Annotated in this window: 20 protein-coding genes; 7 read left to right on the top strand and 13 right to left on the bottom strand. The window is 66.4% G+C overall.

All coding sequences use genetic code 11. The features are described 5' to 3' along the window. Positions 1–264: 264 nt before the first annotated feature. The 6 genes from B4I46_RS19560 to B4I46_RS19535 form a co-directional block, all read right to left on the bottom strand. Positions 265–2,178, bottom strand: coding sequence for a sigma-54-dependent Fis family transcriptional regulator (locus tag B4I46_RS19560; RefSeq protein ID WP_078480932.1), 1,914 nt, complete (start codon positions 2,176–2,178; stop codon positions 265–267). Positions 2,179–2,344: 166 nt separating this feature from the next. Continuing rightward, on the bottom strand, positions 2,345–3,382 hold the full coding sequence (locus B4I46_RS19555; RefSeq protein WP_286901412.1) for a FecCD family ABC transporter permease: 1,038 nt from the start codon (positions 3,380–3,382) through the stop codon (positions 2,345–2,347). After that, positions 3,379–4,383: a FecCD family ABC transporter permease gene (locus B4I46_RS19550; RefSeq protein ID WP_286901411.1), complete on the bottom strand. Its 1,005-nt coding sequence runs from the start codon at positions 4,381–4,383 to the stop codon at positions 3,379–3,381. Before B4I46_RS19550 ends, B4I46_RS19555 begins: the two co-directional genes overlap by 4 nt. Positions 4,384–4,386: 3 nt before the next feature. Beyond that, the gene (gene fepB, locus B4I46_RS19545; RefSeq protein ID WP_116053933.1) at positions 4,387–5,325 is read right to left on the bottom strand and encodes a Fe2+-enterobactin ABC transporter substrate-binding protein; all 939 of its coding nucleotides are present in this window, start codon (positions 5,323–5,325) and stop codon (positions 4,387–4,389) included. 3 nt (positions 5,326–5,328) lie between these two features. Beyond that, positions 5,329–6,639 carry an NtaA/DmoA family FMN-dependent monooxygenase gene (locus B4I46_RS19540; protein ID WP_286901410.1) on the bottom strand — a complete coding sequence of 437 codons (1,311 nt, stop codon included), beginning with the start codon at positions 6,637–6,639 and terminating at the stop codon, positions 5,329–5,331. A gap of 64 nt (positions 6,640–6,703) precedes the next feature. Further along, a complete protein-coding gene (locus B4I46_RS19535; protein WP_058540521.1) occupies positions 6,704–8,794 on the bottom strand; it encodes a TonB-dependent receptor in 2,091 nt (696 codons plus the stop codon). Positions 8,795–8,994: 200 nt separating this feature from the next. Between B4I46_RS19535 and B4I46_RS19530 the strand changes: the two genes are divergently transcribed. Beyond that, positions 8,995–9,810 (top strand): IclR family transcriptional regulator, encoded by an 816-nt coding sequence (locus tag B4I46_RS19530; protein WP_058540522.1) that lies wholly within the window; start codon positions 8,995–8,997, stop codon positions 9,808–9,810. On the opposite strand, the gene B4I46_RS19525 is transcribed toward B4I46_RS19530, so the two are convergent. From B4I46_RS19525 to ptrR, 6 genes are all read right to left on the bottom strand, one after another. Then, a complete protein-coding gene (locus B4I46_RS19525) occupies positions 9,778–10,602 on the bottom strand; it encodes an ABC transporter ATP-binding protein (RefSeq protein WP_043861228.1) in 825 nt (274 codons plus the stop codon). The two genes, B4I46_RS19530 and B4I46_RS19525, sit on opposite strands and share 33 nt — an antisense overlap. An 86-nt stretch (positions 10,603–10,688) precedes the next feature. After that, positions 10,689–11,747, bottom strand: coding sequence for an NAD(P)/FAD-dependent oxidoreductase (locus tag B4I46_RS19520; protein ID WP_229590264.1), 1,059 nt, complete (start codon positions 11,745–11,747; stop codon positions 10,689–10,691). Between the two features lie 5 nt (positions 11,748–11,752). Next, entirely contained in the window at positions 11,753–13,696 is a 1,944-nt protein-coding gene (locus B4I46_RS19515; RefSeq protein ID WP_286901408.1) for a LodA/GoxA family CTQ-dependent oxidase, read from the bottom strand. A 130-nt stretch (positions 13,697–13,826) separates the two neighbouring features. Then, on the bottom strand, positions 13,827–14,042 hold the full coding sequence (locus tag B4I46_RS19510; protein WP_043861225.1) for a PLD nuclease N-terminal domain-containing protein: 216 nt from the start codon (positions 14,040–14,042) through the stop codon (positions 13,827–13,829). An 87-nt stretch (positions 14,043–14,129) separates the two neighbouring features. Next, the gene (locus B4I46_RS19505) at positions 14,130–14,876 is read right to left on the bottom strand and encodes a hypothetical protein (protein ID WP_043861224.1); all 747 of its coding nucleotides are present in this window, start codon (positions 14,874–14,876) and stop codon (positions 14,130–14,132) included. A 118-nt stretch (positions 14,877–14,994) separates the two neighbouring features. Further along, positions 14,995–15,867: a putrescine utilization regulator PtrR gene (gene ptrR / locus B4I46_RS19500; RefSeq protein ID WP_043861265.1), complete on the bottom strand. Its 873-nt coding sequence runs from the start codon at positions 15,865–15,867 to the stop codon at positions 14,995–14,997. Between the two features lie 106 nt (positions 15,868–15,973). Here ptrR and B4I46_RS19495 point away from each other — a divergent pair, with 106 nt between their 5' ends. The 6 genes from B4I46_RS19495 (at position 15,974) to B4I46_RS19470 (ending at position 23,972) form a co-directional block, all read left to right on the top strand. Further along, entirely contained in the window at positions 15,974–17,365 is a 1,392-nt protein-coding gene (locus tag B4I46_RS19495) for an aldehyde dehydrogenase family protein (RefSeq protein WP_286901405.1), read from the top strand. A gap of 215 nt (positions 17,366–17,580) precedes the next feature. Further along, complete coding sequence (locus tag B4I46_RS19490) at positions 17,581–18,624, top strand: polyamine ABC transporter substrate-binding protein (RefSeq protein ID WP_043861222.1); 1,044 nt, start codon at positions 17,581–17,583, stop codon at positions 18,622–18,624. A 129-nt stretch (positions 18,625–18,753) separates the two neighbouring features. Next, a complete protein-coding gene (locus B4I46_RS19485; protein WP_058540217.1) occupies positions 18,754–20,307 on the top strand; it encodes a PucR family transcriptional regulator in 1,554 nt (517 codons plus the stop codon). A 245-nt stretch (positions 20,308–20,552) separates the two neighbouring features. Next, positions 20,553–22,013 carry an NAD-dependent succinate-semialdehyde dehydrogenase gene (locus tag B4I46_RS19480; protein ID WP_054914469.1) on the top strand — a complete coding sequence of 487 codons (1,461 nt, stop codon included), beginning with the start codon at positions 20,553–20,555 and terminating at the stop codon, positions 22,011–22,013. A gap of 52 nt (positions 22,014–22,065) precedes the next feature. Further along, positions 22,066–23,358, top strand: coding sequence for a 4-aminobutyrate--2-oxoglutarate transaminase (gabT, locus tag B4I46_RS19475; RefSeq protein ID WP_043861219.1), 1,293 nt, complete (start codon positions 22,066–22,068; stop codon positions 23,356–23,358). 122 nt (positions 23,359–23,480) lie between these two features. Next, on the top strand, positions 23,481–23,972 hold the full coding sequence (locus tag B4I46_RS19470) for an Lrp/AsnC family transcriptional regulator (protein WP_043861218.1): 492 nt from the start codon (positions 23,481–23,483) through the stop codon (positions 23,970–23,972). Here B4I46_RS19470 and B4I46_RS19465 read toward each other — a convergent pair. Then, complete coding sequence (locus B4I46_RS19465; protein WP_043861217.1) at positions 23,969–24,859, bottom strand: LysR family transcriptional regulator; 891 nt, start codon at positions 24,857–24,859, stop codon at positions 23,969–23,971. The two genes, B4I46_RS19470 and B4I46_RS19465, sit on opposite strands and share 4 nt — an antisense overlap. Positions 24,860–24,957: the final 98 nt, after the last annotated feature.

Genomic DNA, 24,957 nt, shown 5'->3' with positions numbered 1-24,957 from the left:
CCGCGCCCGGCGAGGGGCTGTAGGGCACATCTGATTCACACCAAGCAGAGTGCATGCCAACAAAAACAAATCTTTGTTTAACAGTTAGTTATCAGACATTCCTGATAAACAAGATTGATTCAAGCGGTGCCCGGACGTGCAATTTCGCGATGACTGTCTAACTCTGAGACAGCTGAGACCACTACCTGGCCCGCCGCCTGCAATGCCGAGGTCCACCCACCTGGTCGGTATTGACCAGGCGCAGCAGCACTCGACCCAGGCGGTTCAACTGCGCAGCTGCTTGATCTTGCGGTACAGCGTGGCGCGGCTGATGCCCAGGGCATCGGCTGCCGCGGTGATGTTGCCGTGATGACGCGCCAGGGCGCCACGGATCAGCTCCTCCTCGTTTTCGCGGATGCTGCCCGGCTGCTGGGTGCTGCCCCTGAGGTCTTCAAGCAGGCAGTCGGTCAGGTGTTCCAGGCCCAGCAGTGGCTCACCCGGCTCGCGCATGGCCACCGCCGAGCGCAGCACCATCTCCAGCTGGCGGATGTTGCCGGGCCAGTCGTAGTTGTTCAGCAACGCGGCCAGCTCCTTGCTCAGGCGCACGCCGTGGGCGCCGAACTTGTGCAGCAGGCTGTCGATCAGGGCGCCCAGGTCGTCGCGCTCGCGCAGTGCCGGCAGGCGCAGGCTCACGCCGTTGATGCGGTAGTAGAGGTCTTCGCGAAACTGCTGCTCGAGCACGTGGCGCTTGAGGTCGCGGTGGGTGGCGCAGATCACCGCCACGTCGATGTCCTGCTCTTCGCCGGCGCCCAGCGGCGCCACCCGGCGCTCCTGCAATACCCGCAGCAGGCGTGCCTGCAGGGCCAGCGGCATGTCGCCCACCTCGTCGAGAAACAGGGTGCCGCCGTGGGCCTGCATCAGGCGCCCGACCATGCCGCCACGGCGCGAGCCGGTGAACGCCCCTTCGCGGTAGCCGAACAGTTCGGACTCGATCAGCCCCTCGGGTATGGCCGCACAGTTGACCGCCACGAACGGCTTGCCGGCACGCGGGCTGGCCTGGTGCAGGGCGCGCGCCACCACTTCCTTGCCGGTGCCGGTTTCGCCCAGCAGCAGCACCGGCAGTTCGTTCTTCAGGCCCTGCAGGGCCATGCGCAAGGTGCGCGCAAGGCTGCTGTCGCGCCCGGCCAGGGCCTCGAGGTCGACGCTCTTCTGCGCGGCCACCGGGGCAGCGGGTGCAGGTGTCGCGGCAATCACGGGCTGGCGCGGCAGGTGCTGGGAGCGGAAGTAGAACTCGCCCTTGGCGGTCTGCACGCTGCTGATGCCGCCCTGCCATACCCGGCTGATGAAGGCGCTGGAGCGTTCGCCGATCAGGTCGCTGCAACTGCGCCCCACCAGGGCGGCGCGCGATACCTGCAGCAAGGCGCAGGCCTGGTCGTTGGCCGCCAGCACCTCGCCGTCCAGGCTCAGGGCAAGCAGGCCGTGCCAGGCGCTGCCCAGGTACTGCGGGCGGTTGTGGAAGGCCACCACCAGTTGCTCGGGGTAGCACAGGCCGAACATACGGCTTTCGATGTTGCCGGCCGCCAGCAACAGCGTCGAGAGGTTGTCCTGGGGCTGGGCCATGACGCCTTCGCGGGTCAGGTCGAGCACCCCGATGATCTCGCCGCGCGGGTCGCGCAGCGGTACCGAGGTGCAGGAGAACGGGCTCAGGCGGTCCAGGTAGTGTTCGCCGCAGTTGATCAGCGTGGGGCGCCCTTCCACCACGGCGGTGCCGATGGCATTGGTGCCGCGCACCGACTCGCTCCAGCAACTGCCCGGGTGCAGGTCGCGCAACCCGGTCTGGCGCAATGGTTCGGTGTTGCCCTCGATGGCCAGCACGTTGGCCTGGGCGTCGCCCAGGATGATGATGCCGCCCTTGCCCTGGCGCGACACCAGGTACTCCAGCTCCGGCGTGGCGGCGTCGATCAGCAGCCGGTTGCTTTCCAGCAGGCGCTTGAGTTCACCGCGCTGCGGGGCGGCCAGCTCGTGCCGCTCGCCTTCGAGGCAACTCAGGCCATGGCCGAGGCTGCGCCGCCACGAGGCATCGATCTCGTCGCGCAACATGCCCAGCGGCAACTCCCCGTCATGGACCAGTTTCATGCGTGCCTGGCGTGACTCCTGCAAAGGGTCAGCGGCGTTTTTTATTAGAATGGTGCGTGCCATCGCTTACTCCGCCCGTCGAACGTTGTGCACTTAAGGCAATGTAACTCAAGGGAGTGTGCTTGAGATTTGCAGGGCCGTCACCCGCAGGCGCCGACAACCTGATCGGCAGAGTGGCACAAGGTTACGTTTACGTAAAGGTGATGAATCGCGACGTGTCGTCCTCCTTTCAGGCGCGCCGATTGCGCGCCAGCAGCCACAGCAGGTACACCCCGCCCAGCAGGCCGGTGGTCAGGCCGATGGGCAGGTTGAGGTTGGCCACAAAACGCTGGCTGAGCAGGTCGGCGGCCAACAGCAGTACCGCCCCCATCAGCGCTGCGCTCACCAGCGGCACCTGCGCCGAGGTGGTCAGGCGCCGTGCCAGCTGCGGCGCGGCCAGGGCGATGAAACTGATCGGGCCGGCCGCCGCGGTGGCGATCGCGGTCAGGCCCACCGCCGCCATCACCATCAGCAAGCGGGTACGCTCCACCGCCACACCCAGCTGGGCTGCGCTGTCGTCACCCAGTTCGAGGATGTTCAGGCGCCGTGCGTGGTACACCGCCACCGGCACCACCAGCAGCAGGCCCAGCGCCGCCGGCAGCACATGCGACCAGGTGCGGGTGTTGAGCGAGCCGGCCAGCCAGATCTGCGCCGACATGGCCTGGTCGAGGTTGCCCATCACCAGCAGCACGGTGTTGAGCCCCGAGAGCATCGCGCCCACCCCGATGCCCACCAGCACCAGGCGGTAGCCGCCGGTGGTGCGGCCCTTCATCGACAGCACGAATACCAGCGCAGCGGTGCCCACGCCGGCGATCACCGCCGCCAGCGACGTCCCCAGCGGGCCGGCATCGAACAGGATGATCTGCACGATCGCCCCGCTCGCCGCCCCGGTGGTGAAGCCGATGATGTCGGGCGAGCCCAGCGCGTTGCGCGATATGGACTGGAAGATCGAGCCGGCCATGCCCAATGCAGCGCCCACGCACAACGCGGTGAGCACCCGCGGCAGGCGCACGCGCAGCACGATGCGCTCGGTGGTCGGGCTCGGCCCTGCCCCCAGCAGGCTGGCCAGCACCTGGCCCGGCGTCAACGGCAAGGTGCCGATGCCCAGCAACAGCACCCCCAGCCCCAGGGCCAGCAGCACCAGCACGGCACACACCAGCACCCCCCGTGGCTGCCAGCGAAACGACAGGGCGGCCAGGCGGACGACCCGTGTAGCGGTAGTGTTCATAGCTTGCTCAACCGGAATGTGCGCACCAGCGCGATAAAGAACGGCCCGCCGATCAGCAGCGCGACGATACCCGCCGCAACTTCCGCCGGCGCCGCCACGACCCGGCCCAGCACATCGGCCCCCAACAGCAGCACGCCGGCAAACAGTGCCGAGTACGGCAGGATCCAGCGGTAGTCCGGGCCCACCAGCAGGCGCGCCAGGTGCGGCGCCACCAGCCCCACAAAGCCGATCGGCCCGGCAGCGGCGGTGGCAGCGCCGGCCAGCAGCATCACCGCCAGGCAGGCCAGCAGCCAGGTGAGGCGCACGTTCACCCCCAGCGCCAGGCCCAGGTCCTTGCCCAGGGCGATGGCATTGAGGCTGCCGGCCAGCGCCAGCACCGTGACAGCGCCCGGCACCACGGCCATCGCCAGCACCCCCACCGCCTCGAAGCCGCTCTTTTCCAGCGACCCCGATGCCCAGTGGCGAAACTGGTCGAACACCTGCGCCGGCGCATTGAGGATGATGATGCCGGTGACCGAGGCCAGCATCACCGACAGACCGGCGCCGGCCAGCACCAGGCGCACCGGGTTGGTGCCGGTCTCCTGGGCACGGCCCAGCATGAACACGGCCACCCCGGCCAGCCCGGCGCCGACGAAGGCGCACCACACGTAGCCGCTCATGCTGCTCAGACCCAGCACGGCCACACCGACGATCACCCCTACCCCGGCCCCGGCGTTGATGCCCAGCAGGCCCGGTTCGGCCAGCGGATTGCGGGTGACCGCCTGCATGATCGCACCGGCCAGGCCCAGCGCCAGCCCGGCCAGTATCGCCACCAGCGTGCGCGGCACCCGCAGTTCGCGCACGATCAGGTGCTGGTCATCGAGCCGGTCGTAGGCCGACAGCGCCTCGAACACCTGGGCCACGCCGATGCTGCGCGACCCCACCACCAGGCTCGCCAGCACCGCCACGACCAGCAACAGCAGCCCCAGCAGCAGGCCCTGAAAACGTCTTGATCGCACCATGGCTCAGCGGTACGCCCGCGCCACGGCGTCGATCATCTCGCGCCCGGAGTAGTAGTCGATGCGAAACGAACTGGGCCCCAGTGCATACACCCGCTTGTGCACCACCGCCGGCAGGTTGGCCAGCACCGGGTCGGCGAGAAACGCCTGCACGTCGGCGTCGCTGCCGCCCAGCAGGAACACCGTGTCGCCGGTGATGGCCGCCGAGAGGTTTTCACGGGAGATGAAGTCCACGTCGGAGCTGCGCTTGACCTGCCCTTGCAACCCTTGCGGCAAGCCGGCCACCGCGAACCCGAGAGCTGCCAGCAGCTGCGCATGGGGGCTGTCCAGGCGCGCTACCGAATAGCTGCCACCCAGGTTGTAACCCACCACGCTGACCGCGCCGGCAGGTGGCGTGATGCGCGCTGCAACCTGCGCGGCGTAGGCGTCGAAGCGCTCGATGGCCGCCTCGGCCTGGGCCTGCAGGCCGCTGGCCTGCCCCAGTTGGCGCGCCAGCTCCTGCCAGCTGTGGTTGGCGTAGTTGACCACCACCGTGTCGATGCCCTGGGCCTGCAGCTCGGCCTGGTGGGGCAGCACACTGTCGGCCCCGGTGGCCGACACCACCAGCAGGTCGGGTGCCTGCCCGACCACCGCTTCGAGGTCGAACACCAGGTTCTTGTACAGCACCTGCACGCCGCGCTGGTCGGCCACCTCGGCCCACTGGGTGAAGAAGCCCTTGGCATCGGAGATGCGGCTGGGCGTGGTCGCGGCACTGGCCACCAGCGGCGCGTCCATGGCCAGCAGGATGCCGGTCACGCTCGGCGAGGTGGACACGATGCGCTTGGGCGAGGCCTGCGCCGACGCCGTCGGCGCCTCGTCCGCAAGCTCGGCGGGCTGCCGGGCCAGCCACAGGGCGGCGCTGGCCACAGCGACGATGGCCAGCACGGCCACCACAGTCTTTTTCATCGTCTAGCCCTGCTCGTCAAGGTGGTGGGCGAAGGTCGAGCCGCTGTAGCCCTCGCGGAACAGGCCGGCCTGCACCAGGCGTGGCATCAACTGGTCGAGAAACAGGTTCAGCGACTCGACCGAGCCACCGGGCGCGGCAATGAAGCCGTCGATGGCGCCACTGGCAGCCCAGTCCGCGATCTGCTCGAAGGCATCGTCGACGGTGCCGACCACCTGCCAGTGCGCCGCCGAGATCACCTCGGGGCGCAGCAGCAGCTGGTCGATGCTCAGCGACTCGCGCTCGATCAGCCGGCGCAGCAGGCTGCTGTGGGTACGGCTGGAGGCGTCCGGCGCAACCACCGGCAGGTCGGCGCGGGTCACCGGGCGGTCGAGGGGCCAGTCGGCCAGGTCCAGCCCGGTCATTTCCTTGATAGAGGCCAGCTTGCGCGCGCGGTTCATGCGCCCGTGGGTCTGCATGAACACCGCCCGGGCCTGCTCGCGGGTGTCGGCCAGGTACATGCTCAGGCCCGGCAGCAGGCGGATCGCCTGCGCCGAGCGGCCGTGGCGTTCGGCGCGCCGGCCCAGGTCACGGCGCAGTTCAAGCGCCGCTTCCTTGTCGGGCGTGGGTGCGAACACCAGGTCGGCCACCGAGGCGGCGAAATCCCGCCCCGACTCCGAGGCACCGGCCTGGATCAGCGGAATGCGCGTGCCGGGGAAGGCTGGCAGGTTCAGCGGGCCCTTGACCTTGAGGTAGGTGCCCTCATGGTTGACCGGGCGCACCTGGGTGGTGTCGGCATAGCAGCCATTGGCACGGTCGATGGTCAGCGCCTCGAACGGGAAGCTGCCCCACAGCTGGTGCACCAGCTCGGTGAACTCGGCCGCCCGCGCATAGCGCTCGTCGGCGTCGGGCATCTGCTCAAGGCCGAAGTTCTCGTGCCCCTGCAAGGCGGTGACGATGTTCCAGCCCACGCGCCCGTTGCTGATCCAGTTCAGCGATTGCAGCTGGCGCGCCACCACATACGGCGGATAGAAGGTGGTCGACACCGTCGACACCAGGCCGATGTGCGAGGTCTGCTGGGCCACGGCGGCCAGCAGGATGGTGGGGTCGAGGCTGGTGAAACCAGGGCCGCTTTCGAGCATTTCCACCGGCAGGCAACTGACGTCGGGGCGGAACACGAAGTCCAGGTGCGCGGCTTCGGCGCGCTGCGCCAGATCGATGGCGAAGGCGCTGGTGAACAGGCCCTCGACGTTGCTGTCGGCGCGCCGCCAGGCGTCGCCGCTGAGCCAGGTGGGGGCCAGTGAAAGGCCGATATGGAGTCGCTTGGGCGAGGTCATCAAAGCTCCGGGTGCAAGTGATCGAGTACGGCGGCCCCAGGGCCGCCGTTGACAGTGGGTTGATTCAGAACGAGCCCTTGACGCCCACGCCGAACATGCGTGGCGTGGTCATGCTCGCCTCGGTGCCGCCGATGCCGCGGTTCTGCTGCAGGTAGGTGGCCGAGCGGTCGTCGAACACGTTCTTGACGTAGCCGTACAGTTCCACCGCCGGGGTGAACTGGTAGCTGGCGCGGGCATCGGTCAGGGTGTAGGAGTCGACCGAATACGACGAGTTGTTGGCCGTGTCGGAGTAGTAGCCGTCGATATGCCGCACCTGGGCCGACAGGTTGAGCTTGTCGGTCACGTCCCAGCTGGGCCCGAAGCTCAGGGTGTAGCCGGGCGACTTGGCAAACTCGTTGGCCTGGTAGCTGTCGTTGCTGGTGATGCGGTCGATGCGCGTGCGCAGGGTGCCGGCGCTGGCCTTGAGGGTCAGGCTGTCGAGCAGCTGGTAGTCGGCGCTCAGTTCCATGCCGTAGGCGTGGGCCTTCTCGGCATTGATGGTGTAGGACTGGCTGATCCCGGTGGAGATCACCACCGGAATGTTGTACTGCGAATCCTTCATGTCCATGTAGAACAGGTTGCCGCTCAGGCGCAGGCGGTCATCGAGCAGGCTGGCGCGGGTGAACAGCTCGTAGTTCCACACCGACTCTTCCTTGAAGTACTGCCATTGGCGCGTCGACAGGTTGAGCGAGACACCGCCCGGGTTGTAGCCGCGGCTGACCATCGCGCCCACGGTCCAGTCCGGGGTCGCGGCGTAGGCCAGCGATACCTTGGGCAGCACGGCGGTGAAGGTCTTCTGGTAGTCCAGCGCAGTGGGCGCCAGCACCGAGTTGCCGTCGCGCTCGATACGGTCCTGCTGGAAGCGCAGGCCCGTGCTCAGGGTCCACAGGTCGCTCAGGCGGTAGTTCAGTTCGCCGAAGAGGCCGAGGTTTTCCTTGGTGTCGTCGAACGCCGACAGCCCGGCCAGGTTGAGGGTTTCGTCGGTCCTGGTGCGCGCCACGTAGAGGCCGGTGGCGCCGCTGAGCACGCTGTGCTGGTCACCGAACACCAGGCGGGTTTCGTTGGACAGGTTCTTCTGCTTGATGTCGGCGTCGCCCTGCCCCGGGATGCCGGTGTAGCGCTGCACGCTGGACAACGAATACTGCGCCTGGTTGATCAGCTTGAGGCCGTTGTCGAAGTCGTAGCTCACGTCCAGCACGCTGGTGTTGGTGCTCTGCTCCCAGCTGGGCATGGTCGTGGTGGTGTGGTCGAGCTTGTGGTACGGCGCCGAGGCGGCTTCCTGGGTGGGGCGGTTGCTCTCGTTGTGCGAGAAGGTGAACTTGGCCTCCAGCCCCTGGATGTCGGTGGGCAGCCATAGCAGCTTGGCGCGGGTGGTGAGCGCGCTGAAGTCGTGGTCGGTCTTGCCCTTCTGGAAGTTGGGGTTGGTGTAGTCGATGAAGGTATCGCGCGCCGAGTAGTCCACTGCCAGGCGCCCGGCCAGGTCGGTACCCATCAGCGGCCCGGACAGCGCGATGGAGGTGCGCTTGGCGTTGTAGTTGCCGATCTCGGCCTGGTAGGCGGCCTCGGGGGTGAAGGTCGGGTCCTTGGTGTTGACGATGATCGCGCCGGCGATGGCGTTGGCGCCTTGCGAGGTGGTCTGCGGGCCGCGGAACACCTCGATGCTGTCCACGTCCCACACCGAGGTGGCGCCGAAGAACATCTCGTTGTAGTTCAGGTAGTGGCCGTCCAGGTTGATGGTGGCCCGTGGCACGGTGCCGCCCCAGAACTGGTTCTGCCCGTTGTTCGGGCCCTGGGTGTCCTGGCCGCGGATGATCGGCGCGCCTACCGAGTCGGTGTAGATCACGTTGGGCACGTCATTGAGCACTTCATGCACGCTGGCGTTGCCGGTGTTCTGGCGCTCGATGTCGCGGGCAGTCTTGACCGACACCGAGGAGGCGGTGTTCTTCAGGTCACGCTCGAGCTTTTCCCCGGTGATCATGATCGGTTCGAAGGTGACTGCGCCTTTGCCCGGGGCAGCAACGGCATCATCGGCCATCGCGGGCGCCATGCCGAGCACGGTCGCCAGGGTCAGCACGCTGAAACCGCAGGTGAGTTCAAGGGGTGAATAGGCCTTCAAGATACGCTCCAAATGATAATCATAATCGTTTGTGCGAAAGGTATCATGTGGCCACTTCATTCCTCAATAGAGAATTGATTCTGCAATGTGGTAAACCCAGGGGCCCGGCCAGCGCTCGGAAAAGTCGGTATCATGCGCACCGACGCCGCGCACAAGCGGCGCACACTTGATGCCTGATGAGGAACAGCCGCCAGCCGGCGATGAGGAGAGGCCCGTTGAAAAAAACCATTCCAGCTGCGGATGACGCCCCGCACGCGCCGGGCGAAAAACGTTCGGGCACCATTCAGTCCGTCGCCATCGCCGCCCGCTTTCTCAACGTACTGGCCAGCGCCGAGCACGAACTGGCCCTGGGGGAAGTGGCGCGGCGCACCCAGACCGGCGCGTCCACCGCGCACCGCTATCTGCAGAGTCTGGTCAAGGAGGGCCTGGCCAGGCAGGACCCGGCCAGCAGCCTGTACGACCTGGGCCCGGCGGCGCTGAGCATCGGTATCGGTGCGCTCAAGCGGGTGGATGCAGTGGAGATCGCCGCCCAGCACATGAAGGCGCTGGCCCACCAGCATGCGGCCAGCGGCGGCGTGGCGATCTGGACCGACCGTGGCCCGACGCTGGTGCGCTGGTACCGCAGCGCGTTCTTCTCGATCAACCCGCTGGCCCTGGGCGACGTGCTGCCCATCGACAACACCGCCTGCGGGCTGGTGTTCCAGGCCTTCCTGCCCAAGGCCACCATCGATGCGGCGCGCAAGCTGCAACCGGCGCACTTTCGCGGCACGGCGCCGGCCAAGGCTGTGCTGGACGAGGTGCGCAGCAGCCGCTGGGCCGAGAAGACCAGCCACCTGCTGTCGAATGTCACCGGGCAGGCCGCGCCGGTGTTCGACGCCCAGGGCGAGATCGTGTGTGTGGTGACCACGGTGACCGACCTGGGTCAGCTCAAGACGCCCGAAGACCGCGATGCGCTGTTCCGGGCGGCCAGCCGGGTCAACCAGTCAACCGGCGGCCTGCCGTGGCAAGGCGCCTGACACCACCGCCCGCTCGCGCGACAAGGGCACCAGCAGCGGCGTGCCGCTGACCGGGTCGGCGATGATCATCGAGGCCACGCCGAACACCTCCTGCACCAGGGCCTCGGTGAAGATGCGCGCCGGGTCGCCCTGGGCGACGATGGCGCCGGCCTTCATGGCGATCAGGTGCGAGGCATAGCGGCACGCCTGGTTGAGGTCATGCAGCACCGCGACGATGGTGCGGCCCTGGCGATTGAGCTCGGCCAGCAGCTCCAGCAGTTCGATCTGGTGCGCGATATCGAGGTAGGTGGTGGGCTCGTCGAGCAGCAGTACCGGCGTCTGCTGCGCCAGCACCATGGCGATCCATACCCGCTGGCGCTGGCCGCCGGACAACTCCTGCAGCAGGCGCTCGGACAGCTCGCTGACCTGCGCCGCCTGCATGGCTGCGGTCACGGCCTGTTCGTCGGCCTGCGACCATTGGCGCAGGAACGACTGGTGCGGGTAGCGCCCGCGGGCCACCAGGTCGGCCACGGTGATGCCGTCGGGCGCAACCGCGCTCTGGGGCAGCAGGCCGAGCCGCCGGGCCACGTCCTTGGCCGCGAGCGTGTGAATATCGACCTGATCGAGCAGCACCGTGCCGCTCGAAGGCACCAGCAGGCGCGACAAGGCCCGCAGCAAGGTGGATTTGCCACAGGCATTGGGGCCGACGATGACGGTAAAGGACCCTTCGGTGATAGCCACCGAAAGGTCCGTGGAGATCGTGCGCTGGTCGTAGCGAAGCGTCACGGCGTCAGCCTGCAGGCGATACGTCATGGAGAGGGTGTTCCAGTGAAGGGATTCGGCGCCAGTATTGCAGATGAGGAATTTATTCCGCAATCCGGAACGCCGGCGCCCTGCCCTCAGCCCGCCGCCATCAACGGCTGGCACTGCGCGTAGTGCCGCGCCAGGCCCTTGAGCGAATGCCCCAGGGTGATACGGGTGTGCCGGTCGTACTGGTGCAGCAGGTCCAGACGGCCCTGCTGCAACCTGGCCAGGATGGCGCGGGCAGCCAGGTCGGTGGCACCCAGGGCGTGGGTCAGCCCCTGGGACGACACCGGGTCGAAGGCGATGGCCGCCTCGCCCACTGCCAGCCAGTGCGCCGATGCACAGCGCTGCAGTGCACTGCAGCCGGCATCCAGCACCTGAACCTGCGCTGCGGCCAGTTCGTCGGCACCTGCATAGCGCTGCATCAGGCGCGTGCGCTGCAGTTGCTCGGCCAACTGCGGCGCGGTGCGCTGACCGTCACCGCCGGGAAAGAAGCGCACCAGGTGGCGCTGGCCGCTGGCGGTGGTGGCCCCGGACCACCAGCCCTGGGCATCCGCCTCGATCAGCAGCCACTCGGTGTCGGCCAGTTCAGAGCCACCTCGGGGCAGGCGCGCCGCGACGGCCACCTGACGACTCAGGCGCTGGCGCCGTGCCCCGCCGAGCCGGGCGATGCAACTGGCCTTGCCGGTGGCATCCACCACGAAACGTGCCTGCCCGCGCCAGGGGTGTTCACCTCGCCGACCGCCCAGGGTAATGCTGTCGTCGGCAAAATCGGCATGGGTCACCCGCACGTCGTCTTCACGGGTGATCCCAAGCGCCGCCGCCCTTTCCCGCAGCCGGGCGTCGAACACCCGTCGTTCCAGGAACGCGCCATGGGCGGCGCGCTCGCAGAAGTAGTCGCGAAATACCGGCTCGCTGGTCAGCCAGATCGACTGCACGCCGCAGCAGCGTCGCGCCACGGTGCTGTCGTCGAGCAGGTCGGCGTGCCCCAGTGCGGCAAGTGCAGGCAACGCCTCGGGGGACAGGCACTCGCCGGGGCGCAGCGCCGCCTCGGGTTCACGCTCCACCAGCCCCACCTGCAACCCGGCCTGCGCCAGGCGGATGGCCAGCGCCGTGCCGGCCGGCCCGGCGCCCACCACCAGCACGTCGTGCACGGGGTTCAAATTTCGTCCCTGCGCAGCCGACGACGTGGCGGTACCTTCTGCCTGGGCGGCTCCAGCTCGGTCTCGCCCAGCAACGGTGGCGGCGAATCCAGGGCCTCGATCACCGCCAGCAGGTCGAGCTTGGCATTGGAGCCGGTGACCCGCTCGGGCCGCCCGCTTTCGATCCAGGCCCGCGCCGGCAACCCCAGTGCGGTCGCCTCGGGAGTGGCGTCGTGGGCCAGCAGAATGCCCAACTCCCACCAGTGGCTCACCATCAGGTTGATGCGCGTGAAGTAGCTGCCCTTCAGGTCGCGCAGCCAGTCCTCGCGGTAGGAAAAGTGCTTGAGCTGCTGCGCTGGCGTGGTAGGTCTTGCGCCCACACGCTCCCACGCCTCGCTGCTCAGTACCTGGTTGGGCACGCGGGCCCCCCAGTAGCTGGGGAACGACAGGTAGGTACTGGGCTCGTACTCGGCATCCGACAGGCACGAGGCCTCGTCGGTCTGCCACGGCACGCCCAGCGCGCGGGTCAGCGAACCCGGGCCCACGCCGTCCAGCGGGCCCTGGGGTGCCAGGCACACCTGTGGCGTGAGTTCGTCACCGAAATCCTGGCGCACCGCCTGCCCCTGGGGCAGTACCGCCAGGCGATAAGGGCTGCGCCACACGCTGGGCACACGCATGAACCAGGTCAGTTCGATGCCCGGGTGGAACGGGCCGCCCAGGCATTCATGCAGGCCGGCGCGGTCCAGCGCCTGGGCCTGGGCGCGCGGTTCGAGCGTGTCGAAGTCTGCCGGCACCGGCGCGCCCTGCCAGTCGGCGACGAATTCGCCTTGCACCCACTGGCTCAAGGCCTGGTACATCAGCGGGGTGACCGCGAGCCCGACCGCGGATGGCGGCTGGGGGTCGAGGTCGTAGTCGCCGTAATAGTCGCCGTACAGGGGCAACAGCGCCGGGGCGAACTCGGCGGTGCTGGCGGGGTCGCGAAACAGCGCGAAGACCTTGCGCCGAAAGTCCGCACTGGCCTCACCGGGGTCGGCCAGCCGGGCCACCACGTCGGGGTTCTGGGTATCGAGTGGCGAACCGTGGCCGCTGAGCATGAACAGGCCCTGGTTGGTCCACTGCATGTGGGTCATGCGCTCGAAGATCGGCCAGATATCGCGGGTGAACGAACAGCTCGGCTCGGCCGGCAGCTGACCCTGGCGCACGAACAGGTCGCGCACCACCTCTTCCATGGTGACCACGCCGAACAGCCCTGGCGCGTAGTTGGGGGGCGTCACCACCAGGTAGCCGGGTTCGGCATCCAGGCGCTGGCCGTTGTTGAACGTCACCCGTGCGTACACCGGGCCGTCCGACACGTCGTCGTGCCAGTCGTCGTTGTTGGCGAAGGTTGTCGGTGGGGTCTTGTCCACCCGCGGTGCGCTGTGGCCGTGCCCGCCGAGAGCGATCAGGCGCCCGGCCTCGTCGGTGCGCAGTTCGCCCAGGTACACGGGTTTGCCGTGGAAGGTGCCGGTGTCGAAATGAAAGGGCTTGCCTTGCTGGCGGCGGCCGCTGATGGTCCTGGGGCCGGGGCGGATGTCCAGGGCCTGGCGCTGCGCACCGGTCACGTGCGGGTTGCGTCGTTTTTCGGCGATGGCGTACTGCCCGGGCAGGTCCATGGCATTTTCGAAGGCGTACCAGCCGGCCTTGAGGTTGGCGACTTCCACGGTCCATTCGATCTGCACGCCGTCGTCCAGGCTCAGCTCCTGTACGGTGCCGTCGTGCAGTTCGGCATAGAGGCGAAAGCGCACGGCCTGGCGCCGCACCTGGCCCCTGGCATCGCGAAATTGCCCGTCGGCACTGCTGGCCAGTGCCCCTGGCACCTGCGCGGCGAGTACGTACTCCTCATCGCCATCGGCGTTGCCGACACGGGCAACGCCGAGCCCTGGGTGCACACGAATGGATTTGATCGATGCCGGGCTGATCATGGCCGTCTAGCCTCCTTGCCAGTGGGGTCTGCGCGAATGCGCAATTTCGCGCTCAACGCTAGATGGCGAATGGAGGGGTGTCAAATGGCCATATCAGCCAGCAATCCGAAGCTCAATTTGCGCCGTTGAGTCAGCCGTTGCGAGAGGCCGCGTTGTTGTTGATCGCCTTGGGCCCCGCCACGCCCCACACGATCAGGCCGACCAGCGGCACGAACACCACCAGCACGATCCACAACATCTTGCGGTCGGCCTTGCTCTTGCTGCCGATGATGCTCTTGATGGCCCACAGTTCCACCAGGGCCAGGATTACCGCCAATGTGATCCAGATATAACCGTTGTTTTGCATGCGTCATCTCCCGAATGGTATTGCCTTAGGTCAGGCGACGCCGCGATGGTTCAGTGAATCTGCGCCCAAAGGCGCCAGGCAGACACCTCACTGCACCGGCAGAAAGTTCATCAGCAACAGGCTCTGCGCATAGTTCAGGCCGATGCGCCGGTAGCGCTCGTCGAGCATCTGGGTCAGCAGGTCCAGGCGCGCGACGATCTTGCCGAACTCCACGGCAAAGCTCAGGTTGCTGCCCGCCTCGGAGATTTCGTTGGAGAACAGCAACAGCACGCCATTGGCATCCTGGCGCTGGCTCAGCAGCCAGGTGGCCTTCTCGATGTTGCGCGCTGCGTTGCTGACGAACTGCGGGTCGATGGTGTCGGTGATGAAGAATTCGGTACGCCCGCCATGGGCGGTCACCAGCATGCTGCCGATGGCGTAGATGAACGCGCCAACGCGATCGCCCCTGAACTCCGGGCTCAGGGCATAGCTCAGTGCCGCCAGGTCGCGGCGCTCGCCCAGCTGCGGCAAGGCCTGGCGCTGCTCGATGGCCTGGCGGATCTGCCGCTCGGCACTGGCAGCATCGAGAAAGCCCGATTCGCGCCACTGGTTGGGGTTGCGCAGGTACAGCTTGCTCATCAACAGGTACAGGCTCTGCAGGTTGTCCTGCATCGACAGCGTGGCCATGCGATCGACGCTGGTCTGGAACAGTTCCTGGGGCCGGCCGTTGCCCAGCTGGGTGGCGATATCGCGCCCCTGCTGCTGGGTACAGCCAGCGGCGCAGGCCATCAGCGTGCCCGCCAGCAACAGCCGGCGCAGCACGCGCTGGGGTGGAACGCAAAGCGGATAAACCATCGGCACCGGGGTCTGGATTCACGGGCCGCGTCGGGGATCGACGCGGCCTGGCGATGAATAGAGCCGAAAAAACGCAAAAAGTGCGATAACCGCCAGACCGCAGTGGCGCCACGCCGCACTATTGGAGCACCGCGCCCCGCTCCTCCAGCAGTTTCACGAACATCGCCAGGCTGCGCGACACCGTGCCGCTGCGCCATACCAGCCAGGTGCGCAGGTAGCGAAAACGTTGCGACATCGGCCACACGCTGACCGTGGCGCACCCCGGCATGCTCTCGAGCATGCTGCGTGGCATCAGCGCCAGCCCCGCCCCTGCGCTCACGCAGGCGAGCATGCCGTGGTAGCTCTCCAGTTCGAAGATCTTGCCCGGCACGGCGGCATCCTGGGTGAACCAGCGCTCGAAATGATGGCGGTACGAACAGTTGGCCCGGAACGCATAGATGCTCTGCCCGTTGACGTCCTGGCCACGGTGGATCGGCGCATGGTTGAGCGGCGCGATGATGACCATCTCCTCCTCGAACACCGGCACGCCCTCCAGCGAAGGGTGCAGCACCGGGCCGTCGACGAAGGCCGCCGCCAGGCGTCCCGACAGCACGCCTTCGATCATGGTGCCCGACGGGCCGGTGGAGAGGTCCAGCTCGACCTTGGCGTACTGCTGGTTGTAGGCCGCCAGCAACGCGGGGATGCGCACCGCTGCGGTACTTTCCAGCGAGCCCAGCGAGAACGCCCCCTGGGGTTCCTCCCCCGCCACGGTCAGGCGGGCCTCCTGCACCAAGGCCAGGATGCGCTTGGCATACTCCAGGAAGGTCCAGCCGGCCGGCGAGAGGCGCAGGCGCAGCTTTTCACGAATGAACAGCTCCACCCCCAGGTCGGCTTCCAACTGCTTGATCCGCGTGGTCAGGTTCGACGGCACGCGGTGGATGTGCTGGGCGGCTGCGCTGATGCTGCCGTGCTCGGCCACGGCGGTGAAGATCTCAAGCTGTACCAGGTCCAAAAACATTCTCCAAACGTGAAAGAAACCGTTTTTATTATTCAGTTTTCGAAAGATTAGCACGGCATTACGCTGGGCCCCTGTTTCCCTTCTGACAGGAACGCCCGCCATGACCGACATAACCAGCCACACCCATGCCCTCTCGATCAACCCGGCCACCGGTGAACGCATCGGCCACTACGCCTATGAAACCGACGCACAGATGGACGCCGCCCTGGGCCGCGCCGCTGCCGGGTTTGCCGGCTGGCGGCGTACCCCGCTGGCCACCCGCTCGGCCCTGCTGGTGAAACTGGCCGGCGTGCTGCGCGACAACGCCCAGGCCATGGCGCGGATGATTACCCTGGAAATGGGCAAGCCTGCGGCCCAGGCCCTCGGCGAAGTGGAAAAGTGCGCCCAGCTGTGCGAGTGGTACGCCGAGAACGGGCCGGCCATGCTGGCCCCCGAGCCGACCCAGGTACCCGACGCCAAGGCCCACATCGAATACCGCCCACTGGGCCCGATCCTGGCGGTGATGCCGTGGAACTTCCCGCTGTGGCAAGTGCTGCGCGGTGCGGTACCCGCGCTGATCGCCGGCAACACCTACGTGCTCAAGCACGCGCCCAATGTGATGGGCTCGGCCTACCTGCTGCGCGATGCGTTCCAGCAGGCCGAATTCCCCGAAGGCGTGTTCGAGGTGCTCAACGTGACGCCTGAGGGCGTATCCAGGGCCATCGTCGACCCGCGCATCGTCGCCGTGACCCTTACCGGCAGTGTGCGTGCCGGTGCCGCCATCGGTGCCCAGGCCGGTGCCGCGCTGAAAAAATGCGTACTGGAACTGGGCGGCTCCGACCCGTTCATCGTGTTGAACGATGCCGACCTGGATGCCGCCGTGCAGGCTGCCGTGATCGGCCGCTACCAGAACACCGGCCAGGTGTGCGCGGCAGCCAAGCGGCTGATCGTCGAAGCCGGCGTGGTCGAGGCATTCACCCGCAAGTTCGTCGAGAAAACCCGCGCGCTGGTGATGGGCGACCCGTTGCTGGCCGACACCTACCTGGGGCCGATGGCGCGTCATGACCTGCGCGACGAGCTCGACCAGCAGGTCCAGGCCACCCTGGCCGAAGGCGCCACGCTGCTGCTGGGCGGGCACAAGGTCGAAGGCCCGGGCAACTACTACGCGCCCACGGTACTGGCCGACGTCACCGACCAGATGACCTCGTTCCGCCAGGAGCTGTTCGGCCCGGTGGCCTCGATCATCACTGCCCGGGATGCGCGCCACGCCCTGCAGCTGGCCAACGACAGCGAATTCGGCCTGACCTCGACCGTGTACACCCGGGATGCGGCACTGGCCCGACAACTGGCCGACGAACTGGAGTGCGGCGGCGTGTTCATCAACGGCTACAGCGCCAGTGATCCTCGCGTGACCTTCGGTGGGGTGAAGAAGAGCGGCTTTGGCCGCGAACTCTCGCACTTCGGCGTTCGCGAGTTCTGCAACGCGCAGACCGTATGGTTCGATCGCCACTAAAGTACGAAGTACCTTCCTATAAAGCGCAGGATAAAAAAATAGGCTTATCCTGCGTTTAATAGATACCCATGGCAGCGCTTATCCATTAGCCTCAACTCACTCTCAAACACAGCAGGCACCTTGCCACTATAAAAATCAGCACCTTTCATCTATTTTGCGCCCGCTTGCAACTGCCAAACATAACTCGAAATAACAGTCTTGATTGGAGCGTTCGAATGTCGAAAAAACTCTTCACCCTCACCGTGCTCGGTGGCCTGATGCTGGCCAACAGTGCCTTTGCCGACAAGCTCACGGTGATCTCCTATGGTGGCGCGAGCAAGGCCGCGCAGGTCACCGCGTTCTACAAGCCCTACGAAGAAAAGACCAAGACCCAGGTGATCGCTGGCGAGTGGAACGGTGAAATCTCCAAGCTCATCGCCATGAACGACACCAAGACCGTGACCTGGGACGTGCTCGATACCGAAGACACCGACCGTGCCCGTGGCTGTGAAGAAGGTCTGTTCGAAAAACTCGACTACGAACGCCTCGGCACGCCGGGCGACTGGATCGAAGGCACCAAGAGTGACGACGGCTGTGGCGTCGGTATCTTCGTGTGGTCCAACGTGCTGGCCTACAACGCCGACAAACTGAAAGTCGCCCCTACCGGCTGGGCCGACTTCTGGGACGTGAAGAAATTCCCGGGCAAGCGCAGCCTGCGCAAATCTGCCCGCGGCTCGCTGGAATTCGCCCTGATGGCCGACGGCGTGCCGCCTGCCGAAGTCTACAAGCTGCTCAGCACCAAAGAAGGTGTGGACCGCGCCTTCAAGAAACTGGACGAGATCAAGCCGTACATCCAGTGGTGGGAAGCCGGTGCACAGCCGCCGCAGTACCTGGTGGCTGGCGATGTGGTGATGGCGTCCTCGTACAACGGCCGCATCCACGCTGCACAACAGAGCGGCAGCAACCTGAAGATCGTCTGGAACCAGAACCTGTACCAGTTCGACGAGTGGGCCATCCCGCGCGGCACCAAGAACCTGGACAAGGCCTACGACTTCATCAAGTTCGCCATGCAGCCTGAGCAGCAGAAGCTCTACACCGAGCAGATGGCCTACGGCCCGTCCAACACCAAGGCCGCCGAAATGCTCGACAAGTCGCTGGCTGACGACCTGCCCACCGCGGCAGAGAACCAGAAGAATGCACTGCGGGTAAACGTCGAGTTCTGGCTCGAGAACGCAGAAACGCTTGAACAGAAGTTCAATGCCTGGGCTAGCAAGTCCTGATTTCCCCTCCCTGTGCGCCTCATGGATGATCAGCGCACAGGTTCTATTCTCCTGTCCAGGGCCCTCCCCGCAGCCATGTCCAGTCCGCTAGACTGCGATCCTCTATCGTGTCTGGATCGTGGATTGCACATGAAACTCGCCACAGCCCTGGAACAGACCTCCCTCAGCCAGGCCACCGTGGTCGCGGGCAGGCAATGCCTGGACCGCGACCTGGCGTGGGTGCATATCGTCGATCACCCCGACATCTTCAACTGGCTGAAAAAGGGCGACCTGCTGCTGACCACCGGCTACAACTGGCCGCAGGACCCGCAAAAATGCCGCGACATGGTTCGCCGGCTGGCCGAGCTGGGCCTGGCCGGGGTCGTGATGGCAGTCCCGCACTTTCACGAACACTTCCCCCAGGCGGCCATCGAAGAGGCCGACCGCTGCTGTTTCCCTTTGCTGGAACTGCCCTGGGAAGTCGCCTTCAGCGACATCACCCAGCAGGTTCTCGAACAGATCATCAACTTCCAGACCCGCATCATCCGTCGCTCCGACCTTATCCACCGCATGCTCACCCGCGCTGCCATCGAGGCCGACAACCTGCAGAGCCTGGCCAGCGCCCTCACCAGCGCCCTGGAACTGCCGGCGCTGATCGTGGCCAGCTCCGGCAGTGTGCTGGGGGCCAGCGAGCCGGCCAATGACGCCGTGGAGCTTGCCGTGATGCGCCACCTGAACGAGCAGGCCAACCTGCTGCAGGGGGTCGAGCCGCAGGTGCTGGAGCTGGACGCCGATGCCGGCGCGTTTCGCCTGGGCTGCCCCATCCGCCTGCAGGGCGAGCGGGTCGGCGTGGTGTGGCTCAAGGGCCAGCGGGACAGCTTCGAGGAGCTGCACTGCCGCGCAGTGGAACATGCTGCGCTGATCGCCGCCCTGCAGCTGTCCCATCAACGCGAATTGCTGGACCAGGAAAACCGCCTCGGCCATGCCCTGGTGGCAGGTCTGCTGGAAGGCAAGTTCCCCGAAACGCCGCGCGCCATCGAACGTGCGCTGGTGTCCGGCTGGTGTCATACCCGCGACTACCGCGTGTGCCTGGTGTTGCTGGACGAGCCGATTCCCCTCAGCCGCGAGGGCTTCCAGCGGCGCAAGGAGCAGGCCGAGCGCATCACCGAGATCATGCAGGGGTTGGGAATCGCGCCCCTGCTGTCGGTGTCGTTGAACCAGATCAGCCTGATCGTGCCGGCCGATGTGATGCCCGAGTCGATCTGGAAGCATATTCGACTGGACGGCGGCGCCATGGCCGCCAGCCGCGTGCACCGGGGCGTGGCAGGCATGGCCCAGGGCGCCGGGGATGTGGCCACCCTGCTGCCGCTGCTGCGCCCGGGCAAGCTGCATGGGTTTGACGAAGTGCTGTTTCCGCGGGCGCTGATGGGCGACGACGATGCACGGCGCATGCTGCTGGAGCGCCTGGTGACCCCGCTGACCCGGCACAAGAACGGCGCCATGCTCATGGAAACCCTGTGCACCCTGGCCAGCGAAGGCTTTCAGCTGGCCAGCAGCGCCCGCTGCCTGGACATCCACATCAGCACATTACGCTACCGCGTGGAGCGCATCGAAGAGCTGCTGCAGCTGTCGATGGAGAACCCGCAGGCGCGCTTTCAGCTGCAGGTGGCAACCGAGATGTACCGCCTGCAGAACGACGCCTGACAAACAATCTGCTGCCTGTACCGCCAGGTGGCGGGCCAGGCCCGCTCCAGCAGGCCGTCAGAGGCCTTGCGGGAGCGGGCTTGACCGGCGCTGGAGACACCTCGACCACCCCCGCAGCATAGTGTGCTGCCAACCCCCTCAATACGGCATTTATGCCTGGCCCAAGCGGTCATCTCGGCATCGGTCACTGCGTGCCTGTTCTTACAATCGTGCCATTCACCGGACCCGTAGAAGGCACCCTCTCCATGTTGAAAAGCACACTGCGTGACCCCTCGCTGCTTGTCGAACGCGCTTACGTCAATGGCAGCTGGATCGATGCCGACAACGGCGAAACGATTGCCGTGATCAACCCCGCCGACGGCAGCGAAATCGCCCGGGTCCCGGCCCTCGGCGCCGCCGAGACGCGACGCGCCATCGAGGCCGCCCAGGCCCGTTTCGAAAGCTGGCGCGAAGTCCCCGCCGCCACTCGCGCACGTCACCTGGAAGCCTGGTACAGCCTGATCCTGGAAAACCAGGAAGACCTGGCGCTGATCATGACCGCCGAACAAGGCAAGCCCCTGAGCGAGTCGCGCGGCGAAATCGGCTACGGCGCCAGCTTCGTCAAATGGTTTGCCGAAGAGGCCCGTCGCATCTACGGCGACACCATCCCCGCGCCCACCAACGACCGCCGCATCCTGGTGCTCAAGCAGCCGATCGGCGTGGTGGCGGCCATCACCCCGTGGAACTTCCCCAACGCGATGATCACGCGCAAATGCGCGCCGGCCCTGGCCGCCGGCTGCACCGTGCTGGTCAAGCCGTCCGAGATGACCCCGCTGTCGGCCCTGGCCCTGGCGGTACTGGCAGATCGTGCTGGCATCCCGGCCGGGGTGTTCAACGTGCTCACCGGCCTGCCTGCCGGCATAGGCAGCGAAGTGACCGCCAACCAGGCCGTGCGCAAGTTGTCGTTCACCGGCTCCACGCGCATCGGCAAGCTGCTGATGAGCCAGTGCGCCGACACCCTCAAGCGCCTGAGCCTGGAGCTGGGTGGCAACGCGCCGTTCATCGTGTTCGACGACGCCGACCTCGACCTGGCGATTGCCGGGGTGATGCTGAGCAAGTTCCGCAACGCCGGGCAGACCTGCGTGTGCGCCAACCGCATTCTGGTGCAGGACGGCATCTACGACCGCTTCGCCGAGCGCCTGCGGGCTGCCGTGGCCGAGCTGAAGGTGGGTGATGGCCTGGGCGAGAACGTGACCATCGGCCCGCTGATCAACGCCGCCGCCGTCGCAAAAGTCGCCAGCCACATCGGCGATGCGGTGGAAAAAGGCGCCAGCATCTCGATTGGCGGCATGCCTGACGACACCGGCCTGTTCGTGCAGCCGACCGTGCTGCTGGACGCCACCACCGACATGCTGCTGGCCACCGAAGAGACCTTCGGCCCGGTTGCCCCGCTGTTCCGTTTCAAGGACGAAGCCGAGGCCCTGGCCATCGCCAACGCTACCCCGTTCGGCCTGGGCGCATACTACTTCACCCAGGACATGCGCCGTGCCTGGCGTGTGGGCGAGCGCCTGGAGTTCGGCATGGTCGGCCTGAACACCGGGATCATCTCCATGGAAGTGGCCCCGTTCGGCGGCATGAAACAGTCCGGTACCGGCCGTGAAGGCTCCAAGTACGGCCTGGACGAGTTCCTCGAAATCAAGGCCTGGCACATGGGCGGCCTCGACTGAATACCTGCGTTCCCGAACCCCTGACACCATCGTTAGTTAATGGAGCTGCACCATGAATTCTGCACTGACTGAAAATCAACGCCTGCTGGCCCTGCGCGAGCAGCACGTACCCCGCGGCATCGCCACCGCCCACCCGATCGTGGTCAGCCACGCCCAGGGTTCGGAGCTGTGGGACGTGGACGGCAAGCGCTACCTGGACTTCGTCGGCGGCATCGGCGTGCTCAACGTCGGCCACAACCACCCGCGTGTGGTCGAGGCCGTGCGCCGCCAGGTGGGCGAGATCTCCCATGCCAGCTTCCAGGTGGTGGCCTATGCGTCGTACATCGACGTGGCAGCGCGCCTGAACGCCATGGTCGGTGGCGGCGAAGCCTACAAGAGCGTGCTGTTCACCTCCGGCGCCGAAGCGGTGGAGAACGCCATCAAGATCGCCCGTGGCTACACCAACCGCCCGGCGGTGATCTCGTTCCGCGGCGGCTTCCACGGGCGCACCCTGCTGGGCGTCACCCTGACCGGCATGAGCCAGCCGTACAAGCAGAACTTCGGCCCGTTCCCGGCCGAGATCTACCACGCCACCTACCCCAACGAATACCGCGGCGTGAGCAGTGACGACGCCCTGGCCGAACTCGACCACCTGTTCGCCACCGACGTGGCCCCCGACCGCGTGGCGGCCATCCTGATCGAGCCGGTGCAAGGCGATGGCGGCTTCCTGCGTGCCCCCGATGCCTTCCTACGTGCCCTGCGCGAACGCTGCACGCGCCACGGCATCGTGCTGATCCTGGACGAGATCCAGGCAGGCTTCGGGCGTACCGGCAAGCCGTTCGGCTTCCAGCACTCGGGCATCCAGCCTGACCTGGTGACCGTGGCCAAGAGCCTGGCCGGCGGCATGCCGCTGTCGGGTGTGGTGGGGCGTGCCGAGATCATGGACGCGCCGACCCCGGGCGGCCTGGGCGGCACCTACGGCGGCAACGCCGTGGCCTGCGCGGCTGCACTGGCGGTGATGGACCTGTTCGAGGAAGAAGACCTGCTGGCCCAGGGCGAGCAGCGTGCGGTGCAACTGCGTGAAGGCCTGCTGGCCCTGCAGAACCGCTACCCGTGCATCGGCGACGTGCGTGGCCTGGGCTTCATGCAGGCCATCGAGATCGTGGCCGACGACGCCGCGCAGACCCCGGACGCGAACCTGGCCCAGGCCATCATCGACCAGGCCCGTGAAGCCGGCCTGCTGGTGATCAAGTGCGGCGTGTACCGCAACGTGGTGCGCTTCCTGGCACCGCTGGTGACCACCGAGGCGCAGATTTCCGAAGCGCTGCGCATGCTCGACCAGGCGTTGACCCGCGCTACGGCGTAATCCGCCCCCTCTGCGGCGCCACCTTCGCTGGCAATGCCGGCTCCCACCGGGAGCGGCCTTGCCAGCGAAGGCCCCGTGGGTGAAAGTGTGTTTTTTGTCATCCCGCATTTCAGGAGTCAGGAATGGAAGCGGCAACCAAGCTCGATCGGATCGATATCAACATCCTGGTCCAGTTGCAGAAAGACGGCCGCATGACCAACGTCAGCCTGGCCGAAGCCGTGGGGCTGTCGCCCAGCCCGTGCCTGCAACGGGTCAAGCGACTCGAGGCGGCAGGCTATATCAGCGGCTACGAAGCCCACCTGAACCTGGCCAAATTCGCCAACTCGGTAACCATCTTCACCGAAGTCACACTGAGCGACCACAAACGCTCCGACTTTCAGAAATTCGAATCGAGCATCCGCAACATCGACGAAGTGCTCGAATGCCACCTGATCAGCGGTGGCTATGACTACCTGGTGCGCTTTCTGACCAGCAGCATCCAGCATTACCAGGAGCTGATGGAAACCATCCTCGACCAGAACATCGGCATCGAGAAGTACTTCAGCTACATCGTGATCAAGTCGCCGGTGATGAAGAACAAGGTGCCCCTGCGCAGCTTGCTCGCCGCCGTCTAGCGCCTGGCCTCGGCCTGCTGTTCATGCAGGCTGTCGAACAACGCCTGGGCCGCAGCCGACAGTTCGTGGCCCGGCTTGCTCAGCACCCCGATGGCACGTTCCACCGGGTCGCGCAGGGTGATGCAGCGCGCGCCCAGCTCGTGCATCTGGCCGGCGCACAGGGCCGGCACCGCGCTGACCCCAAGCCCGCTGGCCACCATGCGACCCACTGTCACCAGTTGATGGCTCTCGAACTCCACCGCCAGCTTCATGCCGCGCGCCTTGAGGTGCTCTTCGAGCATCACGCGCACGTTCGAGGGCCGTTGCAAGGTGATGAACGGCTGCTGCAGCAAGGTCTGCCAGTCGATTTCATCCAGCGCGGCCAGGGGCGAATCCAGCGGCACCACGGCAGTGAACCGGTCGACGTACAGGGGCGAGAACACCAGCGACGAGCCTTCGAACGGTTCGAACGCCACCCCCAGCTCCACCTGGCGGTCACGCACCATCTCCAGCACCTGTTCGTTGATCACATCGTTCACCGTGACCCCGATGTTCGGGTAGCGGGTGCGAAAGTTCTTCAGGATGGGCGGCAGCAGGTTGCCGGCGAACGACGGCATCGCCGCAATGGTCACGCGCCCGCGCTGCAGGGTGAAGCGCTGGCGGATCTCGTCCTCGGCGTTGTCCCAGTCGGCAAGCAGGCGGCGCGCCAGGGGCAGCAGCGATTCGCCTTCCGGGGTCAGCGTGACGTTGCGCGTGGTGCGCGTGAACAGCCGCCCGCCCAGGCCCTCCTCCAGCGACTTGATGGTCAGGCTCAGTGCCGACTGCGACAGGTGCAGACGCTCGCAGGCCACCGCAAAACTCAGGCTCTGGGCCACTGCCCAGAAGGCACGCAGTTGCTTGACGGTCATGCTGACTCCGGCAAAAGGGGGAATTGTTGAGGTTTATCGATCAATCCATCTCAAAAATCAACTTAACAAATATATGTAATGGCGCAACACTCACGCCA

Origin of the sequence: Pseudomonas sp. UBA7500, from assembly GCF_002478435.1 — a bacterium.
GTDB lineage: Bacteria > Pseudomonadota > Gammaproteobacteria > Pseudomonadales > Pseudomonadaceae > Aquipseudomonas > Aquipseudomonas palmensis.
The sequence above is the reverse complement of the archived record's forward strand: the minus strand, read 5'-3'. Positions and strand labels throughout refer to the sequence as shown.

Excerpts from the sequence above, each read along its gene's own strand:
- B4I46_RS19490 (WP_043861222.1), top strand. The coding sequence starts at position 17,581 with ATGTCGAAAAAACTCTTCACCCTCACCGTGCTCGGTGGCCTGATGCTG.
- B4I46_RS19510 (WP_043861225.1), bottom strand. The coding sequence starts at position 14,042 with ATGCAAAACAACGGTTATATCTGGATCACATTGGCGGTAATCCTGGCC.
- B4I46_RS19480 (WP_054914469.1), top strand. The coding sequence starts at position 20,553 with ATGTTGAAAAGCACACTGCGTGACCCCTCGCTGCTTGTCGAACGCGCT.
- B4I46_RS19505 (WP_043861224.1), bottom strand. The coding sequence starts at position 14,876 with ATGGTTTATCCGCTTTGCGTTCCACCCCAGCGCGTGCTGCGCCGGCTG.
- B4I46_RS19515 (WP_286901408.1), bottom strand. The coding sequence starts at position 13,696 with ATGATCAGCCCGGCATCGATCAAATCCATTCGTGTGCACCCAGGGCTC.
- B4I46_RS19465 (WP_043861217.1), bottom strand. The coding sequence starts at position 24,859 with ATGACCGTCAAGCAACTGCGTGCCTTCTGGGCAGTGGCCCAGAGCCTG.
- B4I46_RS19555 (WP_286901412.1), bottom strand. The coding sequence starts at position 3,382 with ATGAACACTACCGCTACACGGGTCGTCCGCCTGGCCGCCCTGTCGTTT.
- fepB (WP_116053933.1), bottom strand. The coding sequence starts at position 5,325 with ATGAAAAAGACTGTGGTGGCCGTGCTGGCCATCGTCGCTGTGGCCAGC.
- B4I46_RS19560 (WP_078480932.1), bottom strand. The coding sequence starts at position 2,178 with ATGGCACGCACCATTCTAATAAAAAACGCCGCTGACCCTTTGCAGGAG.
- B4I46_RS19550 (WP_286901411.1), bottom strand. The coding sequence starts at position 4,383 with ATGGTGCGATCAAGACGTTTTCAGGGCCTGCTGCTGGGGCTGCTGTTG.
- B4I46_RS19540 (WP_286901410.1), bottom strand. The coding sequence starts at position 6,639 with ATGACCTCGCCCAAGCGACTCCATATCGGCCTTTCACTGGCCCCCACC.
- B4I46_RS19485 (WP_058540217.1), top strand. The coding sequence starts at position 18,754 with ATGAAACTCGCCACAGCCCTGGAACAGACCTCCCTCAGCCAGGCCACC.
- B4I46_RS19495 (WP_286901405.1), top strand. The coding sequence starts at position 15,974 with ATGACCGACATAACCAGCCACACCCATGCCCTCTCGATCAACCCGGCC.
- B4I46_RS19470 (WP_043861218.1), top strand. The coding sequence starts at position 23,481 with ATGGAAGCGGCAACCAAGCTCGATCGGATCGATATCAACATCCTGGTC.
- B4I46_RS19530 (WP_058540522.1), top strand. The coding sequence starts at position 8,995 with ATGAGGAGAGGCCCGTTGAAAAAAACCATTCCAGCTGCGGATGACGCC.
- B4I46_RS19525 (WP_043861228.1), bottom strand. The coding sequence starts at position 10,602 with ATGACGTATCGCCTGCAGGCTGACGCCGTGACGCTTCGCTACGACCAG.
- gabT (WP_043861219.1), top strand. The coding sequence starts at position 22,066 with ATGAATTCTGCACTGACTGAAAATCAACGCCTGCTGGCCCTGCGCGAG.